Below are 16972 nucleotides of genomic sequence, written 5' to 3'. Positions count from 1 at the left end.
AATTCGGGCGACTGAACGGTAAAGAGGCGACGAATAATGAGTATTACCGGAATTGAAAAGCTGGAATTTGGCGTAGACGACCTGAACCACAGCGCCAAATTTATGCGCGATTTTGGCCTGACCGGCGACGCCAGCGGCCGCGCGTTTACCACCCTCAGCGGCGCGCGGGTCGAACTTAACCCGACCGATGCCGCCGACCTGCCGCCAGCCTTTGAGGCGGGCAACACCCTGCGTCGCATGACCTGGGGCGTGGCGGATCGGGCGGCGCTGGATGCGCTGCGCCCGAAGCTGGAACGTCAGCCCGCTTTCCGTGAAATCGACGGCGCGCTGGAGTGCCGCGATCCCAACGGTATGACGCTGCGGGTGCAGGTTAGCCAGCAAACGGCGGTTGAACTGAACGTTGAACCGATCAACCAGTGGGGCGATGTGCGTCGCATCGACACCCCGAGCCCGGTGTACGACCGCGCGCAGCCGATTAATGTCGGCCACGTGGTCTTCTTCGTGGAAGAACTGGCGGCGGTGGAAAGTTTCTATCGCGAAGTACTCGGCTTCCAGGTGTCAGACCGCTACATCAATCGCGCGGTGTTCCTGCGCTGCGGCGTGCGCGGCGGACACCATAACCTCTTCTTATTGCAGTTGCCCAACCGCAAGCGCGGGCTAAACCACGTCGCGTTTACCGTACGGGATATTCATGAAGTGATCGGCGGCGGCATTGCGATGAATAAAAACGCGTGGAGCACGTTTATCGGTCCCGGCCGCCATCCGGTCTCCTCGGCCTACTTCTGGTATGTCAACAGCCCGACCGGCGGCGCTTTTGAGTACTACACCAACGATGACTATCTGACGGAAAACTGGCAGCCGCGCGAGCTGGAGCATTCACTCGTGTCCTTTACCGAATGGGCGGTGGAAGGCGGTATCGATCACGATACCCGTCGCCAGCAGAAAAAACCGGAGGCGGTATGACGGCGCGGATAGTCATTATCGGCGGCGGCCAGGCTGGCGGCTGGGCAGCGAAAACGCTGCGTGATGAAGGGTTTAGCGGCGAGATTTGCGTGGTTGCCGAAGAGCAATGGGATTTTTACGAGCGCCCGCCGCTGTCGAAAGCGGCATTGCTGGAGGCCGAACCGGCGCTGCCGCGGTTATTCAGCGCCGAGGCGCAGCAGGCGCTGGATCTGCGCTGGTACCGCCCGCTGCGCGCGGAATCGATCGACCGGCAAAATAAAACCCTGGCGCTGAGCAACGGCGAAACGCTGGCGTACGACCAACTGCTGATCGCCACCGGCGGCCGCGCGCGGCTGCCGTCCGAGGCCTGGGGGCAGCATCCGCAGGTGTATACCCTGCGCCACTGGCAGGACGCGCAGCGTCTGAAGCAGCGGCTGGCGTCGGCAACGCGGCTGGCGATCGTCGGCGGCGGCTGGATTGGCCTCGAAATCGCCGCCTCGGCGCGCAAAAGCGGCGTGGCCGTGACCCTTTATGAACAGCAGCCGGCGCTGTGCATGCGTTCGGTCAGTATGGAGGTCTCGCAGGCCCTGGATCAGTTGCATCGCGGGCAGGGCGTTGATATTCGCCGCGGCTGCGGCGCGCTGGAGCTGGAAGATGATAACGGCCTGCCGACGCTGCACTGCGATGGCCAGCGGGAAACCTTCGATGCGGTGGTGGTGGGGATCGGCGTCGATCTGAATCTCGAACTGGCGCGCGATGCCGGGCTCACTATCGAGCGCGGGATTGTCGTCGATGCCCAGGGACGCAGCAGCGATCCGGCGATTTTCGCCGCCGGCGATGTCGCTCAGCATCATCAGTATGGCCTGTGCATTCAGTCGTGGGCCTTTGCGCAAAATCAGGCCATCGCGACGGCGAAAGCGATGCTCGATCCGCAGGCCAGCGGCTACGACGAGGCGCCGTGGCTGTGGTCGGATCAATACGATCGCAATATCCAGATCCTCGGGATCCCTCAGGCGGGCAGCCGCACTATCGTGCGTGACGAGCCGCAGGGCGCGCTCTATTTCTCGCTCAATGCCGATGGACGTTTAACGCAACTGGTGGCCTTCAATAATGCACGTACCGTGAAGCTGGCGAAGCGCTGGATGGCGGCGGGGAGGGAGCTCTCTGACGTCCCGCTCGCTGACCCGACTTTCTCGCTGATGTCATTGCGATAATTAACGCGAACCCTTAAGGGAGAGAAATGACCACATTAGAGACTAACGCCGCGCCTGCTGAGGCGAGCGGCGAGGGCGTCCGCACGCCTGAAAAGGCGGTTCGTTGGGCCATTCCGCTGTCGCTGCTGGCCTGCGTACTGCTGGCGTTTTTCGACAAAATCAGCATCGCCGCGCTGTTTTCCGATAGCCATTTCCAGCAGGCGATGGGGATCGATTTCGATACCACCCGGCTGGGCATCTTGATGAGCGCCTTTCTGTTGAGCTATGGCTTCTCATCAGTGTTGTTAAGCGGTCTTGGTGACCGGATTGCGCCGCTGCGCTTGCTAACTGGAATGATGGTGGTGTGGTGCATCCTGATGGTGATCATGGGTTTCACCCACAACTACGCGCTGATGGTGACGCTGCGCATCCTGTTGGGCATTGCTGAAGGGCCGCTGTTCCCGTTGGCGTTCGCCGTGGTGCGTCACACCTTCCCGCAGCGGCTACAGGCCCGCGCCACCATGCTGTGGCTGCTTGGCACGCCGGTTGGCGCGGCGCTGGGTTTCCCGCTGTCAATTTGGCTACTCAATACCTTCGGCTGGCAGAGCACCTTTTTCGTGATGGCGATGCTGACGGTACCGGTGCTGATTTTTGTGCGCATCGGGCTGCGCGGCGTGCAGCTGGAGGCGAAAGTCGGCAGCGATAAAACGTCGCAGGAAGCACGCCGCAGCGCGCGTCGCGAGCTCTTCGTGAGTCCGCATTTCTGGATGATCTGCATTTTCAACATCGCCTTTCTCGCCTATCTGTGGGGGATCAACGGCTGGCTACCGGGCTACCTGATTAAAGGCAAAGGCATTCATCTGGAACACGCCGGCTGGCTGTCTTCGATGCCGTTTATCGCCATGCTGCTGGGCGAAATTATCGGCGCCTGGCTGTCCGACCGCGTCGATAAGCGCGCCGCCGCCTGCTTTATTTCCCTGGCGGGCGCCGGAATCGGGCTGGCGGCGGTGATGCATTTTAGCGCGCCGTTGCCGGTGATCGCGGCGATGAGCTTTAGCACCTTTATGTGGGGCACCGGCGCGCCAAACATTTTCGCGCTGCTGGCTAAAGCGACCCATCCACGGGTCAGCGCCACGGCGGGTGGAATTTTCAACGGACTGGGAAACTTTGCCGGGGCGCTATCGCCGGCGGTGATGGGCGCGCTTATCGCCTTCACCAATAGCATGGATTCCGGGCTGATTTTTCTGGCGGTGATGGCGGCGGTGGGCTGCGCCCTGTTACTGCCGCTGCTGAGACGTTACTGAGGATAAAACGATGACTGATTCAACCGTAACTGCAAAACAGAGTTTGAAACCTGACCATATGACGATGGAAGAGTGGGTGGAGTCGCGTATCGCGCGCTTTGAAGGCCGTAAATACGACTGGAATGCGCTGAAATTCCAGGCCGATTTCGATCCGAAATATCGCCGCGCGCAGATGCGCTACATCGGCACCGGCGCCACCGGCGTCGCCAGTGATACCAACACCGTTCCGGCCGAGCACTTCACCTTCTCCACCATGGTGTTGCCGTCCAAATGTGAAGGCCCGCTGCACCTGCATGATGACGTAGAAGAGGTGTTCTTCATGCTCAAAGGGCAGATCACCCTGATGATTCAGGACGGTGACAACTATACCGAAACCGTGCTGCGCGAACGCGATCTGATCTCGGTGCCGCCTGGAATTTACCGCGGTTTGTTTAACCACGGCGAAGAAGAGGCGCTGATGTGCGTGATGCTCGGCACCCATAAGCCGCATATTCCGACCTACCCGGAAGATCATCCGCTGGCAAAAGTAAAACGTAACTAAGGGGCGATGATGACGGGGTTTCGTGAACAAGGAAGCGGTATTCCGCTGACGCTGCTGCACGGCATCAGTTCCGGCGCGGCCTCCTGGCATAAACAGATGGCGCTTCCCGGCTACCGCGTACTGGCCTGGGATATGCCCGGTTATGGCGAAAGCCCGATGCTGGCGGCGGCGTCGGCGGATGCCGGTGATTACGCCGACGCGCTGGCGCGAATGCTGGACCGCGCTGGAGTAGAGCAAACCGTACTGGTCGGCCATTCGCTGGGCGCGCTGGTGGCGGCCGCCTTCGCCGCGAAATACCCGCAGCGGGTGCTTTACCTGGTGCTCGCCGACGTCGCGCAGGGCTACGGCCAGGCGGAAGCCGCACAGCGGGAAAAAGTCTGGCAGGGACGTCAACAGCAGATAGCGCTGGGCGGCGAGGCGATGGCGCAGGGGCGGGCGGCAAAACTGCTACGCCCCGGCGCGCGCGAAGCCGATGTGGCGACGGTGGCGGCAGGTATGCGCAGGCTGCGTAGCGAAGGCTACCTCGCCGCCGCCTGGATGCTGGCGCATGACGACATCCACCGCTGGCTTGCCGACTATCGCGGTCGTCTCTCGGTGTGGTGCGGCGAGCAGGATGCCATTACCCAACCGGAGCTGGTGCAGGGAGTGGCGCTGCGTTACGGCGCCCCTTACATCGCCATCCCGCAGGCTGGACATGCCAGCTATCTCGATAACGAAACCTTTTTTAATCAACAGCTTTTACGCATAGGGGAAGAGGTGCGCGATGAATGCACAAATTGAAGGACGCGTCGCGGTAGTCACCGGCGGCTCGTCAGGGATCGGTTTTGAAACGCTGCGCCTGCTGCTGGGCGAAGGGGCGAAGGTCGCCTTTTGCGGCCGCAACCCGGATCGGCTGGCCAGTGCCCATGCGGCGTTGCAAAACGAATATCCAGAAGGCGAGGTGTTCTCCTGGCGCTGCGACGTACTGAACGAAGCGGAAGTTCAGGCCTTCGCTGACGCGGTCGCCGCGCGTTTCGGCGGCACCGACATGCTGATTAATAACGCCGGGCAGGGCTATGTCGCCCATTTCGCCGATACGCCGCGCGAGGCCTGGCTGCACGAAGCCGAACTGAAACTGTTCGGCGTGATTAACCCGGTAAAGGCCTTCCAGCCGCAGCTTGAACAGTCGGATATCGCCTCGATTACCTGTGTGAACTCGCTGCTGGCTCTGCAGCCGGAAGAGCACATGATTGCCACCTCTGCTGCCCGTGCCGCGCTGCTCAATATGACGCTGACCCTGTCGAAAGAGCTGGTGGAGAAAGGCATCCGCGTGAATTCCATCCTGCTGGGAATGGTCGAATCCGGGCAGTGGCAGCGCCGTTTCGAAAACCGCAGCGATAAGAGCCAGAGCTGGCCGCAGTGGACCGCCGATATCGCCCGCAAACGCGGGATCCCGATGGCGCGCCTTGGCAAACCGCAGGAACCGGCACAGGCGTTGCTATTCCTCGCTTCGCCGCTGGCCTCCTTTACCACCGGCGCGGCGCTGGACGTTTCCGGCGGTTTCTGCCGCCATCTGTAAGGAAAGATGATGAAAAAGGTCATGTTAATCGGCTATGGCGCGATGGCGCAGGCGGTGATTGAACGCCTGCCGCCGCAGGTGACGTTGGGTTGGATCGTCGCCCGCGAATCGCATCATGCGGCGATCCGCCAGCAGTTCGGCCACACGGTGACGCCGCTTACCGATCCGCTGCAGTGCGAAGAGACACCGGATCTGGTGCTGGAATGCGCCAGCCAGCAGGCGGTCGCGCAGTACGGCGAAGCGGTGCTGGCGCGCGGCTGGCATCTGGCGGTGATCTCGACCGGCGCGCTGGCGGACAGCGAACTGGAACAGCGTTTACGTCAGGCGGGCGGCAAGTTGACGCTGCTGGCTGGCGCAGTTGCCGGGATTGACGGCCTGGCGGCGGCCAAAGAGGGGGGGCTTGAACGAGTGACCTATCAGTCGCGTAAAAGCCCGGCCAGCTGGCGCGGCAGCTATGCCGAACAGCTTATCGACCTCAGCGCGGTCAATGAAGCGCAAATTTTCTTCGAAGGCAGCGCCCGCGAGGCGGCGCGGCTATTCCCGGCAAATGCCAACGTGGCGGCAACCATCGCGCTGGGCGGTATCGGCCTTGACGCGACCCGAGTACAGCTGATGGTCGATCCGGCGACGCAACGCAACACCCATACGCTACACGCCGAAGGATTGTTCGGCGAGTTTCACCTGGAGCTGAGCGGCCTGCCGCTCGCCAGCAATCCGAAAACATCGACCCTCGCGGCACTGAGCGCGGTACGCGCCTGCCGTGAACTGGCATAACGCAGAGAGGCTGAGATGGACGAATTAGACATTTTTATCGGCGGCCAGTGGCGTCGCGGCGGCGGCAATTTGATGCACAGCCAGTTTCCGGCGGATGGCGCTATTAACGCGGCGCTGCATGCGGCAAGCCTCGATGATTTACAGGAGGCGATCGACTGCGCCGACCGCGCCTGGCGGCAGCCAACGTGGCGGGCGATGCTGCCGCATCAGCGGGCGAAGATCCTGCATAAAGTCGCCGATCTGATTGAAGCACAGCTTGATGCGCTCACCCAAAAGCAGAGCCGCGATAACGGTAAACCGCTGGCGGAAGCGCGAGGGCTGGTGATGAGCGCGGCGGGGACGGCGCGCTATTTTGCCGCCGCCTGCGAGTTACTGGAAGGCGAGCTGCCGACGCCGCGGCAGGCGGATCTATTGACTCTGAGCCGCTATGAGCCGTTGGGCGTGGTGGCGGCGATCACCCCATGGAACTCGCCGATCGCCAGCGAAATGCAGAAGGTGGCTCCGGCGATCGCCGCCGGAAATGCGGTGATCCTCAAACCGGCGGAAGCCACGCCGCTCATGGCGCTGGAGCTGGCGAAGATCTTTGAGCAGGCCGGTTTACCCGCGGGACTGCTGAGCGTGCTGCCGGGTAAAGGATCGATTATCGGCGATGCGCTGGCCCGCCATCCTAAGGTGCGCAAAATTTCCTTTACCGGCGGCACCACCACCGGACGTCACCTGGCGCACGTGGCGGCGGAAAAGCTGATCCCGGCGTCGCTGGAGCTGGGCGGTAAATCGCCGACCATCGTGCTGGAAGATGCCGATATCGAACAGGCGGCGCGGGGCATCTGCTACGGCATTTTCAGCTCCGGCGGTCAGGCCTGCATTGCCGGCTCGCGGCTGTTTGTTCATGACAAAGTGTATCCACAATTAATGGCCCGCCTGCTGGAGTTAACCCAAGGGCTGCGGGTTGGTCATCCGTTCAGCGCTGGCACCCACGTCGGGCCGCTGATCAACGATAAACACCGCCAGAGCGTGCTGGAGTACGTCGAGCTGGCGAAACGCGAAGGCGGCAGCGTGCTATGCGGCGGCGAGATCCCGGCGGATCCGGCGCTGGCGGCGGGGAGCTACTTCCTGCCGACCATCATTGAAGGGTTGAACAATCAGGCCCGCGTTTGCCAGGAAGAGATCTTCGGGCCGGTGCTGGTGGCAATGCGTTTTCACGATGAAGCGGCGTTGATCCGCGAGGCCAATGATTCGGTCTTCGGACTGGCGGCGGGGATCTGGACGCGCGATACCGGCCGCGCGCTGCGTCTGAGCGAGCAACTGGAAGCCGGTACGGTGTGGATCAACACCTACAAAGTTTTCTCCATTTCGACCCCGTTTGGGGGCTTTAAAGAGAGCGGTCTGGGCCGCGAAAAAGGGATCCAGGGGCTGAAAGCCTGGATGCAACAAAAGAGCATTTATCTGGCGACGGGTAATAGCGTCAACCACTGGTGCGACTGAGAAAGGGTGAGCAATGAGCGAAATGATAACCGTCGGCGATGCCATCGCCAGAACGCTGGAGCAGTATCACGTTGAAGCCATTTATGGCGTCATTTCTATCCATAACCTGCCGATCGCCGACGCCGTCGGCCAGCGGGAAAAAATCCGCTTTGTTCCGGCGCGCGGTGAAGCGGGCTCGGTGACCATGGCTGACGCCCACGGCCGTTTTTCCGGGCTCGGCGTGGCGCTGACCAGTACCGGCGCGGGCGCGGGTAATGCGGTTGGCGCGCTGGTTGAGGCGATGAACGCCGGTACGCCGCTGCTGCACCTGACCGGACAGGTCGAAAAAGCCTGGCTGGACGCCGACACCGGTTTTATTCATGAAACCCGCGATCAGTTGACCTTCCTTAAAGCCAGTTCGAAGCGCGCTTACCGCATTAGCAACGCCAACCAGGCGGTGGCTATCCTGCATAAGGCGATTCAGGAGGCGCAGACGCCACCGTGCGGCCCGGTATCGGTGGAAATTCCCATCGATATTCAGAGCGCCAAAATTCCGCTTTCACTGCTGACCGCGCCGTTGGAACGCGCTCCGGCGGTTGAGCCGGAAGTGTCGCTGGTCGATGCGCTGTGGGCGCAGCTTAAGCAGGCGAAGCAGCCGCTGCTGTGGCTTGGCGGCGGCGCGTTAGAGAGCGGCGAGGCGGTGAAGACGCTGGCGGATGCCGGGGTGACGGTGATTTCCAGTACCCACGGCCGCGGCATTCTGGCGGACAGCCATCGCGCCAGCCTACGCGCGTTTCATAATTCTCCCTCGGTTGAAGCGCTGATTTCACAATGTGATTTCACACTTGTGGCCGGTTCCCGGCTACGCAGTAACGAAACGCGCTCGTGGACGTTGGAACTGCCCACGCCGCGGGTGCAGATTGATATCGACCCGGCGGCGGCCAGCCGTAACTACCTGATGGACAACACGCTGGTGGCGGACTGCCGCGCTTTATTAGACGCGCTGGCGAAGCGAGTACAGGGCCGGATGTGGGGCGATGCGCGTTGGGATAGCCAGCTTAAAGCGGCGGTAGAGGCGGCGGAGCAGGGGCTGCGCGACCAGTGCGGCGCTTACGCTAAATTGAATGACGCGATTGCGCAGGCGCTGCCCGATGACGGCATCCTGGTGCGCGATATTACCGTTTCCGGCAGCCTGTGGGGCAGCCGTCTGTTCCGCGCTCACGGCCCGCTGATGAATATCCATTCTCTGGCCGGCGCCATCGGTATGGGGCTACCGATGGCGGTGGGTACCGCGATTGCCAATCCGCAACGGAAAGTGGTCGGCCTGGTCGGCGACGGCGGCCTGAGCCTCAACCTTGGCGAACTGGCGACTCTGGCGCAGGAGAAGGCCAACGTGACGCTGTTGATTATGAACGATGGCGGCTACGGCGTGATGCGCGGTATTCAGGATAAGTACTTTGGCGGCCGCCAGTATTACAACGAGCTGCACACGCCGGACTTTACCCTGTTGGCGCAGGCGATTGGCCTGCAGGCGTGGAGCGTGGAACGCGCGGAGGATTTCCAGGCGGTGATGACCGAGGCGCTGGCGATGCCGGGGCCATCGGTGGTGGAAGTGAAAATGGGCCAGATTGGCGCGCTGCGCTTTGCCGGCCCGCCGCAGAAGACGCTGTATTAATGATAACCCAGTGACCCCAACCCTCTCCCTTCCGGGGAGAGGGTACCGCACGGCACAGGGGGTTAATCAAGGCGCCGGACGGTTGCTCCTGCGCGCCGGGAGAGGGCCGGCTCACAGGAGAGGGTTCATGACACGGTTAAAACACGTTAAACGGATATTCGACGTAGAACCGCACTTCATTACCGCTGACGTTATAGTCGCTGGCGTTGCTGGAAACGCGCAGCATCGAATAGCGGAGTTTCAATTTCAAATCTTTCGCCATGCCGTTTTGCACCTGGTACTGCACCTGGTTGAACCATTCGTGTTCTTTGCCGTTGCTGGTCTCGGCGGTTTTAATGTTATCGCCGCGAACGTAGGCGGTGGTCCAGCTCAGGCCCGGTACGCCCAGTCCGGCAAAATCCAGGCCATAGGAGGCCTGCCAGGAACGCTCATCCTCGCCGTTAAAATCGGACCAGTAGGAGTTAGCCAGCCAGATGGTGTTGCCGCCATCGCCAACGCCGCCCTGATTCTGATACCCGCCGTAGTGGTAGCCGGTGCTGCCGCTGCTTTGCTGGTAAGCGACTTTAAAGGTATGAATATCCCAGATGTAGCTGGCGGCCAGGCTCCAGATGCTGTTGCTGCGCCCGGTGTCATTGGCGTCGGCATATTCTTGATCTAAGCGCGAGTTATAGCCATTGAAGTCAACAATCAGCTGCTGGTCGGCGGCGAACGGCTGCTTGTAGTTCAGGCCGAGATACTGCTTATTCAGCACGTCCTCGACGTGTGAAGCGTAAAGCGCGCCGCTAAGCTGGTCGTTGAATTGATAGCTGGCGCCGCCAAAGGTCAGGCTCTTCAGGCCGCTATTGTGGCTGTCGTCGCTTTTGCGCTGCTGATCGGTGAAATACCCGGCGTTAATTTCCAGGCCGTCGATTTCTCTTGAGGTCAGCATGGTACCGGTATAGCTCTCATACAGCAGCCGCGAGTCATCGGCGTAGACGATAGGCAGCATCGGGCGCTGGCTGCCGTAGCTGAGTACGGTATTCGAGAAGCGCATTTTAGCGGTAGCGCCGAATTTGGCTAAATCGGACTTCGCGCGGCCATCATCATCCTGGGCGAAAAAGTCGATACCGCCCGCGCCGCTGCGGCCGCGGCCGCCGTCGAGGCGCACGGCGTACTGCGCAATGCCGTCAACGCCGAAGCCGACCGGCCCTTGAGTAAAGCCGGACTCGAAGGTAGCGATGATACCCTGACCCCATTCGGCTTTATCCGGCAAACCATCGCGATAATCGCGTTTGATATAAGCGTTACGTAAAAAGAGATCGAGGTGGCTGTCTTCAATAAAGCCCTGACTGGTAGATTGTTGGCTGGCGAAAGCCGGCGCGGCGGCAATAATGCCAAGTGCGAGTAATGATAATTCTTTTTTCACTGAGGGCACTTCTCTGTCTGTCGATATATTCATGGGAATCACTGCCAGTCAGATATTCTCCTGAAATAATGTCGAAAGCAATCATTGTGTGAGCAGTTATTGCAGCCGGAAACAGGCTGTATGGCGCATGAGCCGTGCGCCAGGTAGTAAGGGGTGGACTATTTATTATTCGGCTAAAGACGATTCTGGAAGCCAGATAGTGTGCGGCCTTTTTAATTTACCAAATAATATATTTCTGAATCGCCGGGCATAAAATAATTGGCTGTGATGCGCTGTGATAATAATTAACGGTTTGTGCGCTTAAATTATCAATTGATGCGGCTAAATATTTTTACGGGTATATAAAAAAGGGAGGCAATAATGCCTCCCGCTGTCGCTTATTTAATACCGTCGGCCTTCATGCGATCGCGAATATGCTGCGCGCGGGCTTCCGATGCCGGGTGATCGTCAAACATGGAGCTCTGACGGCCGGCTTCCAGCTTGGCCAGTTTTTCGAAGCTGGTGGCCAGTCCCGATGGATTGATGCCGCGTTTACGCAGCAGGTCGTAAGAGTAGTCGTCCGCTTCCGACTCCTGGCGTTGGGAGAACTGCGAGTTCACCAGTTTTTCGCCGAGATCGCCCAGCTCCGACTGCGACAGGCTACCGACGATACCACCAGCGGAGGCCGCCGCCGCGCGCACGGCGTTGGTGCCCAGCGCGACCTGCATCCCTTTCTTCACGTGGCCCAACGCAACGTGGCCCATTTCGTGGCCGATAACCGCTTCCACTTCATTATCGTTCATCAGGTCCATCAGGCCGCTATAAACGCGGATGCAGCCGTTGGCCATCGCGAAGGCGTTGACGTCTTTTGTTTCATAAACCTTGTAGTTGACCGGCTGACCGTTGATGTTATCGCCCAGCGCCGCGGCAATCTTGCTCAGGCGTTTGCTGTACTCGCTGCTGGCCGGAGAAATAGTGGCTTTGGCGTCCATCTCTTTACACGCCTGGTCACTTAAGGTTTTTACCTGTTCGTCGCTAAGAGAGTAGGCCTGGAATGCTTCCGCGCCCGAGCTCAGCAGGGCGTTGGAGTCCATGTTCTGACATCCGGTTAACGTTGCTGCGATCCCGAAGGCAAGAAGGGTTGAGCGAATTTTCATTTTTATCTTCCACAATCTTATGGTTTTTTATCTGAATAATGGGCGACGACGGACCCGCCTCGTCCTGTGCAAAGTATAAATAGTATCTCATGATCCGGGCGAGTGGATTCCGCGGCAGCACAACGTGTTCCAGAGATTTCTTAATGGGCAAAAGGATGCTCCATGTACATGCTTTGTCGCTTGGGTTACATTGTTCACACTTTTTTCCGGCGTAGCCCAAAACGCGCTCTCGTCAAGTCGTTAAGGGCATGGCCTTATAACATCCGAACTGGAGTCAAAATGTCCTCACGTAAAGAGCTTGCCAACGCTATTCGTGCGCTGAGCATGGACGCTGTACAGAAAGCCAAATCCGGCCACCCTGGCGCCCCGATGGGCATGGCTGACATTGCCGAAGTCCTGTGGCGTGATTTCCTGAACCATAACCCGCAGAACCCGTCCTGGGCCGATCGCGACCGCTTCGTGCTGTCCAACGGTCACGGCTCCATGCTGATTTACAGCCTGCTGCACCTCACCGGTTATGATCTGCCGATTGAAGAACTGAAAAACTTCCGTCAGCTGCACTCTAAGACTCCGGGCCACCCGGAAGTCGGCTACACCGCAGGCGTGGAAACCACCACCGGCCCGCTGGGCCAGGGTATCGCTAACGCAGTCGGTATGGCTATCGCGGAAAAAACGCTGGCGGCGCAGTTTAACCGTCCAGGACACGACATCGTCGATCACTTCACCTACGCCTTCATGGGCGACGGCTGCATGATGGAAGGCATTTCTCACGAAGTGTGCTCCCTGGCCGGTACCCTGAAACTGGGTAAACTGGTGGCGTTCTATGATGACAACGGCATCTCCATCGATGGTCACGTTGAAGGCTGGTTCACCGACGATACCGCGAAACGCTTTGAAGCCTACGGCTGGCACGTGGTGCGCGGCGTTGACGGTCACGACGCTGACGCCATCAAACGCGCGGTAGAAGAAGCGCGCGCGGTCACCGACAAACCGTCCCTGCTGATGTGCAAAACCATCATCGGCTTCGGTTCGCCGAACAAAGCAGGCACCCATGATTCCCACGGCGCGCCGCTGGGCGACGCGGAAATCGCGCTGACCCGCGAAGCGCTGGGCTGGAATTACGGCCCGTTTGAAATCCCGTCTGACATCTATGCGCAGTGGGATGCGAAAGAAGCTGGCCAGGCGAAAGAAGCCGCGTGGAACGACAAGTTTGCCGCCTACGCCAAAGCCTTCCCGCAGGAAGCAGCCGAATTCACCCGCCGTATGAAAGGCGAAATGCCGTCTGACTTCGACGCGAAAGCTAACGAGTTCATCGCTAAGCTGCAGGCGAATCCGGCGAAGATCGCCAGCCGCAAAGCATCGCAGAACGCCATTGAAGCGTTTGGCCCGCTGCTGCCGGAATTCCTCGGCGGTTCTGCCGACCTGGCGCCGTCCAACCTGACCCTGTGGTCCGGCTCTAAGCCGATCAACGAAGACACCGCCGGTAACTACATCCATTACGGCGTACGTGAATTCGGTATGACCGCGATTGCCAACGGTATCTCGCTGCACGGCGGTTTCCTGCCGTACACCTCTACCTTCCTGATGTTCGTGGAATATGCGCGTAACGCGCTACGCATGGCGGCGCTGATGAAACAGCGTCAGGTGATGGTCTACACCCACGACTCCATCGGTCTGGGCGAAGATGGCCCGACTCACCAGCCGGTAGAGCAGGTGGCTTCCCTGCGCGTCACGCCGAACATGTCCACCTGGCGTCCGTGTGACCAGGTTGAATCCACGATTGCGTGGAAATATGGCGTAGAGCGTCAGGACGGCCCGACCGCGCTGATCCTCTCCCGTCAGAACCTGGCGCAGCAGGAGCGTACCGCAGAGCAACTGGCAAACGTGGCCCGCGGCGGTTATGTGCTGAAAGATTGCGCCGGCCAGCCGGAACTGATCTTCATCGCCACCGGTTCAGAAGTGGAACTGGCGGTTGCCGCGTGGGACAAACTGACCGCTGAAGGCGTGAAGGCGCGCGTGGTCTCCATGCCGTCCACCGACGCGTTCGACAAGCAGGATGCGGCCTATCGTGAATCCGTACTGCCGAAAGCCGTTTCTGCCCGCGTAGCGGTAGAAGCCGGTATCGCGGACTACTGGTTCAAATACGTTGGCCTGAACGGCGCCATCGTTGGCATGACCACCTTCGGTGAGTCTGCGCCGGCAGAGCAGCTGTTTGAAGAGTTCGGCTTCACCGTTGACAACGTTGTCGCCAAAGCGAAAGCACTGCTGTAATCGCTGGTACGGTGCGGGCTGATGCCCGCACCTCAACCCTATCCTGTGGGAGAGGGTGCGAACACCAAAAACGGTAACCCCTGGGTTACCGTTTTGCTTTTATCTCGCCACCCGGTTTTTTTGAAGGCACTATTCCTCGAACATGTAACCACCCTGTGAATTATTCCAAAGAAAATGTGACGCAAGTCATATAGCTGGTTTATTGCTCTGGACAAACATTCCTTTTATTCCGACTTTGGCTTATTCTAGCTGAAGCGTTTCAGTCGTATAAATGTTCGACAATTAATCAATCAGTCGCAGTTTGCGACAGGTAAGGTTCCCCTAAAGGCGTTGCTGGATTACTCTGTCAGCCACCTCAAATCAGGGATAACCTTGCAGGAGACCTATGACCATACGCATCGCGATTAATGGCTTCGGTCGCATAGGACGCAACGTGGTTCGCGCTTTGTATGAATCCGGGCGTCGTGCGGAAATCACCGTGGTGGCGATCAATGAACTGGCGGATGCCGCAGGCATCGCGCATTTATTGAAGTACGACACCAGCCATGGCCGTTTTTCCTGGGATGTTCGCCAGGAGCGGGAACAGCTGTATGTCGGCGATGACGTCATTCGTCTACTGCATGAGCCTTCTATCGCCGCGCTGCCCTGGCAGGAGCTGGCGGTAGATGTGGTGCTGGACTGTACCGGCGTATACGGTAGCCGTGAACATGGCGAAGCCCATCTTCAGGCTGGCGCGAAGAAAGTGCTCTTTTCACATCCTGGCGGCAACGATCTCGACGCAACGGTAGTCTTCGGCGTCAACCATGATGAACTGCGCGCGGAGCACCGCATTGTCTCCAACGCCTCCTGCACTACCAACTGCATTATTCCGGTCATTAAACTGCTAGATGATGCCTACGGCATTGAGTCAGGAACGGTCACGACAATCCACTCCGCGATGCACGACCAGCAGGTGATCGATGCCTATCATCCGGATCTGCGGCGAACCCGTGCGGCCAGCCAGTCAATTATTCCGGTTGATACTAAACTTGCGGCGGGGATCACCCGTATTTTCCCGCAGTTTAACGACCGTTTTGAGGCGATCGCGGTACGTGTACCGACGATTAACGTCACCGCAATTGACCTGAGCGTGACGGTGAAAAAACCGGTAAAGGCCTGTGAAGTCAACCAGTTGCTGCAAAAAGCAGCACAGGGAGCATTTCATGGTATAGTTGACTATACGGAATTACCGTTGGTCTCGACAGATTTTAACCACGACCCGCACAGCGCCATCGTCGATGGCACGCAAACCAGGGTCAGTGGCGCGCATCTGATCAAAACGTTGGTCTGGTGCGATAACGAATGGGGCTTTGCTAACCGAATGCTCGACACGACGTTAGCGATGGCCGCGCAAGGTTTCAGGTAAGGCGCTGCGGCGCTTGCAAAACTTTATCAAGAATCAACGAGAGGATTCACCATGTCTGTAATTAAGATGACCGATTTGGATCTGGCTGGTAAACGCGTTTTCATCCGTGCTGATCTGAACGTACCGGTTAAAGATGGCAAAGTGACCAGCGACGCGCGTATCCGCGCCTCCCTGCCGACCATCGAACTGGCGCTGAAACAGGGTGCTAAAGTAATGGTTACTTCTCACCTGGGTCGTCCGACCGAAGGCGAGTACAACGAAGAATTCTCTCTGTTGCCGGTTGTTAATTACCTGAAAGACAAACTGTCTAACCCGGTTCGTCTGGTTAAAGATTACCTGGATGGCGTTGACGTTGCTGCCGGTGAACTGGTGGTTCTGGAAAACGTTCGCTTCAACAAAGGCGAGAAAAAAGACGACGAAGAACTGTCTAAGAAATACGCTGCGCTGTGCGACGTATTCGTCATGGACGCTTTCGGTACCGCGCACCGCGCGCAGGCTTCCACCCACGGTATCGGTAAATTCGCCGATGTCGCTTGTGCAGGCCCGCTGCTGGCCGCTGAACTCGACGCGCTGGGTAAAGCGCTGAAAGAGCCGGCTCGTCCGATGGTTGCTATCGTTGGCGGTTCTAAAGTTTCCACCAAACTGACCGTTCTCGACTCTCTGTCCAAAATCGCTGACCAGCTGATCGTAGGCGGCGGTATCGCTAACACCTTCGTTGCCGCTCAAGGCCACAACGTCGGTAAATCCCTGTACGAAGCGGACCTGGTTGACGAAGCTAAGCGCCTGCTGAGCACCTGCGATATCCCGGTTCCGACTGACGTTCGCGTCGCTACCGAGTTCTCTGAAACCGCCACTGCGACCCTGAAATCCGTTAACGACATCAAAGATGACGAGCAGATTCTGGACCTCGGCGACGTTTCCGCACAGAAACTGGCTGAAATCCTGAAAAACGCCAAAACCATTCTGTGGAATGGCCCGGTTGGCGTATTCGAATTCCCGAACTTCCGTAAAGGTACTGAAATCGTCGCTAATGCTATCGCAGACAGCGAAGGCTTCTCTATCGCAGGCGGCGGTGACACCCTGGCGGCGATCGACCTGTTCGGCATCGCTGACAAAATCTCCTACATCTCCACTGGCGGCGGCGCATTCCTCGAATTCGTGGAAGGCAAAGTTCTGCCGGCAGTAGCAATGCTCGAAGAGCGCGCTAAGCAGTAATTTAGTTCAGGCGGGGAAACCCGCCTGTTTTTCAGCGCGCTAACGTACAATTTTGTACAGCTCGCGAACCTTCTTCAACGGTCGAAGAT

Annotated in this window: 14 protein-coding genes; 12 read left to right on the top strand and 2 right to left on the bottom strand. The window is 59.0% G+C overall.

Annotated features, from left to right (window positions below):
* The first annotated feature begins 36 nt into the window (after positions 1–36).
* Genes ABLU80_RS15395 through ABLU80_RS15355 form a run of 9 tightly spaced genes read left to right on the top strand, consistent with a single transcriptional unit; the run spans position 37 to position 9451 of the window.
* A complete protein-coding gene (locus ABLU80_RS15395; protein ID WP_009308624.1) occupies positions 37–963 on the top strand; it encodes a VOC family protein in 927 nt (308 codons plus the stop codon).
* Complete coding sequence (locus ABLU80_RS15390) at positions 960–2156, top strand: FAD-dependent oxidoreductase (RefSeq protein ID WP_157195179.1); 1197 nt, start codon at positions 960–962, stop codon at positions 2154–2156. Before ABLU80_RS15395 ends, ABLU80_RS15390 begins: the two co-directional genes overlap by 4 nt.
* Before the next feature lie 26 nt (positions 2157–2182).
* Positions 2183–3439 carry an MFS transporter gene (locus ABLU80_RS15385; RefSeq protein WP_047055810.1) on the top strand — a complete coding sequence of 419 codons (1257 nt, stop codon included), beginning with the start codon at positions 2183–2185 and terminating at the stop codon, positions 3437–3439.
* A gap of 10 nt (positions 3440–3449) precedes the next feature.
* A complete protein-coding gene (locus ABLU80_RS15380; protein ID WP_004174433.1) occupies positions 3450–3980 on the top strand; it encodes a cupin domain-containing protein in 531 nt (176 codons plus the stop codon).
* Positions 3981–3989: 9 nt separating this feature from the next.
* The gene (locus tag ABLU80_RS15375) at positions 3990–4760 is read left to right on the top strand and encodes an alpha/beta hydrolase (RefSeq protein WP_058674390.1); all 771 of its coding nucleotides are present in this window, start codon (positions 3990–3992) and stop codon (positions 4758–4760) included.
* Positions 4744–5538 carry an SDR family oxidoreductase gene (locus ABLU80_RS15370; RefSeq protein WP_032712508.1) on the top strand — a complete coding sequence of 265 codons (795 nt, stop codon included), beginning with the start codon at positions 4744–4746 and terminating at the stop codon, positions 5536–5538. Before ABLU80_RS15375 ends, ABLU80_RS15370 begins: the two co-directional genes overlap by 17 nt.
* 9 nt (positions 5539–5547) lie before the next feature.
* Entirely contained in the window at positions 5548–6312 is a 765-nt protein-coding gene (locus tag ABLU80_RS15365) for an aspartate dehydrogenase (protein ID WP_015703441.1), read from the top strand.
* A 15-nt stretch (positions 6313–6327) separates the two neighbouring features.
* Entirely contained in the window at positions 6328–7797 is a 1470-nt protein-coding gene (locus ABLU80_RS15360; RefSeq protein ID WP_015369755.1) for an aldehyde dehydrogenase, read from the top strand.
* A gap of 13 nt (positions 7798–7810) precedes the next feature.
* Positions 7811–9451 (top strand): thiamine pyrophosphate-binding protein, encoded by a 1641-nt coding sequence (locus ABLU80_RS15355; protein ID WP_048231341.1) that lies wholly within the window; start codon positions 7811–7813, stop codon positions 9449–9451.
* Positions 9452–9587: 136 nt separating this feature from the next.
* Here the strand turns inward: ABLU80_RS15355 and ABLU80_RS15350 are convergent, their stop codons facing one another.
* Positions 9588–10856: an OprD family outer membrane porin gene (locus ABLU80_RS15350; protein ID WP_348850151.1), complete on the bottom strand. Its 1269-nt coding sequence runs from the start codon at positions 10854–10856 to the stop codon at positions 9588–9590.
* A 377-nt stretch (positions 10857–11233) separates the two neighbouring features.
* A complete protein-coding gene (locus ABLU80_RS15345) occupies positions 11234–11992 on the bottom strand; it encodes a M48 family metallopeptidase (RefSeq protein WP_348850150.1) in 759 nt (252 codons plus the stop codon).
* Between the two features lie 279 nt (positions 11993–12271).
* Here ABLU80_RS15345 and tkt point away from each other — a divergent pair, with 279 nt between their 5' ends.
* The 3 genes from tkt to pgk all read left to right on the top strand — a co-directional run bounded on the left by tkt (position 12272) and on the right by pgk (position 16883).
* Positions 12272–14263 carry a transketolase gene (tkt, locus tag ABLU80_RS15340; RefSeq protein WP_348850149.1) on the top strand — a complete coding sequence of 664 codons (1992 nt, stop codon included), beginning with the start codon at positions 12272–12274 and terminating at the stop codon, positions 14261–14263.
* A 385-nt stretch (positions 14264–14648) separates the two neighbouring features.
* A complete protein-coding gene (epd, locus tag ABLU80_RS15335; RefSeq protein ID WP_015369761.1) occupies positions 14649–15668 on the top strand; it encodes an erythrose-4-phosphate dehydrogenase in 1020 nt (339 codons plus the stop codon).
* A gap of 51 nt (positions 15669–15719) precedes the next feature.
* The gene (pgk, locus tag ABLU80_RS15330) at positions 15720–16883 is read left to right on the top strand and encodes a phosphoglycerate kinase (RefSeq protein WP_015369762.1); all 1164 of its coding nucleotides are present in this window, start codon (positions 15720–15722) and stop codon (positions 16881–16883) included.
* Positions 16884–16972 lie beyond the last annotated feature (89 nt).

Source organism: Klebsiella sp. CN_Kp104 (assembly GCF_040064515.1).
GTDB classification, from domain to species: domain Bacteria; phylum Pseudomonadota; class Gammaproteobacteria; order Enterobacterales; family Enterobacteriaceae; genus Klebsiella; species Klebsiella aerogenes.
Note: the sequence above shows the minus strand (reverse complement) of the source record. Positions and strands in the feature narration are given on the sequence as shown.

Bases quoted from the DNA above. Each gene is read 5' to 3' on its own strand.
- ABLU80_RS15395 (WP_009308624.1), top strand. From the start codon at position 37: ATGAGTATTACCGGAATTGAAAAGCTGGAATTTGGCGTAGACGACCTG.
- ABLU80_RS15390 (WP_157195179.1), top strand. From the start codon at position 960: ATGACGGCGCGGATAGTCATTATCGGCGGCGGCCAGGCTGGCGGCTGG.
- ABLU80_RS15385 (WP_047055810.1), top strand. From the start codon at position 2,183: ATGACCACATTAGAGACTAACGCCGCGCCTGCTGAGGCGAGCGGCGAG.
- ABLU80_RS15380 (WP_004174433.1), top strand. From the start codon at position 3,450: ATGACTGATTCAACCGTAACTGCAAAACAGAGTTTGAAACCTGACCAT.
- ABLU80_RS15375 (WP_058674390.1), top strand. From the start codon at position 3,990: ATGACGGGGTTTCGTGAACAAGGAAGCGGTATTCCGCTGACGCTGCTG.
- ABLU80_RS15370 (WP_032712508.1), top strand. From the start codon at position 4,744: ATGAATGCACAAATTGAAGGACGCGTCGCGGTAGTCACCGGCGGCTCG.
- ABLU80_RS15365 (WP_015703441.1), top strand. From the start codon at position 5,548: ATGAAAAAGGTCATGTTAATCGGCTATGGCGCGATGGCGCAGGCGGTG.
- ABLU80_RS15360 (WP_015369755.1), top strand. From the start codon at position 6,328: ATGGACGAATTAGACATTTTTATCGGCGGCCAGTGGCGTCGCGGCGGC.
- ABLU80_RS15355 (WP_048231341.1), top strand. From the start codon at position 7,811: ATGAGCGAAATGATAACCGTCGGCGATGCCATCGCCAGAACGCTGGAG.
- ABLU80_RS15345 (WP_348850150.1), bottom strand. From the start codon at position 11,992: ATGAAAATTCGCTCAACCCTTCTTGCCTTCGGGATCGCAGCAACGTTA.
- tkt (WP_348850149.1), top strand. From the start codon at position 12,272: ATGTCCTCACGTAAAGAGCTTGCCAACGCTATTCGTGCGCTGAGCATG.
- epd (WP_015369761.1), top strand. From the start codon at position 14,649: ATGACCATACGCATCGCGATTAATGGCTTCGGTCGCATAGGACGCAAC.
- pgk (WP_015369762.1), top strand. From the start codon at position 15,720: ATGTCTGTAATTAAGATGACCGATTTGGATCTGGCTGGTAAACGCGTT.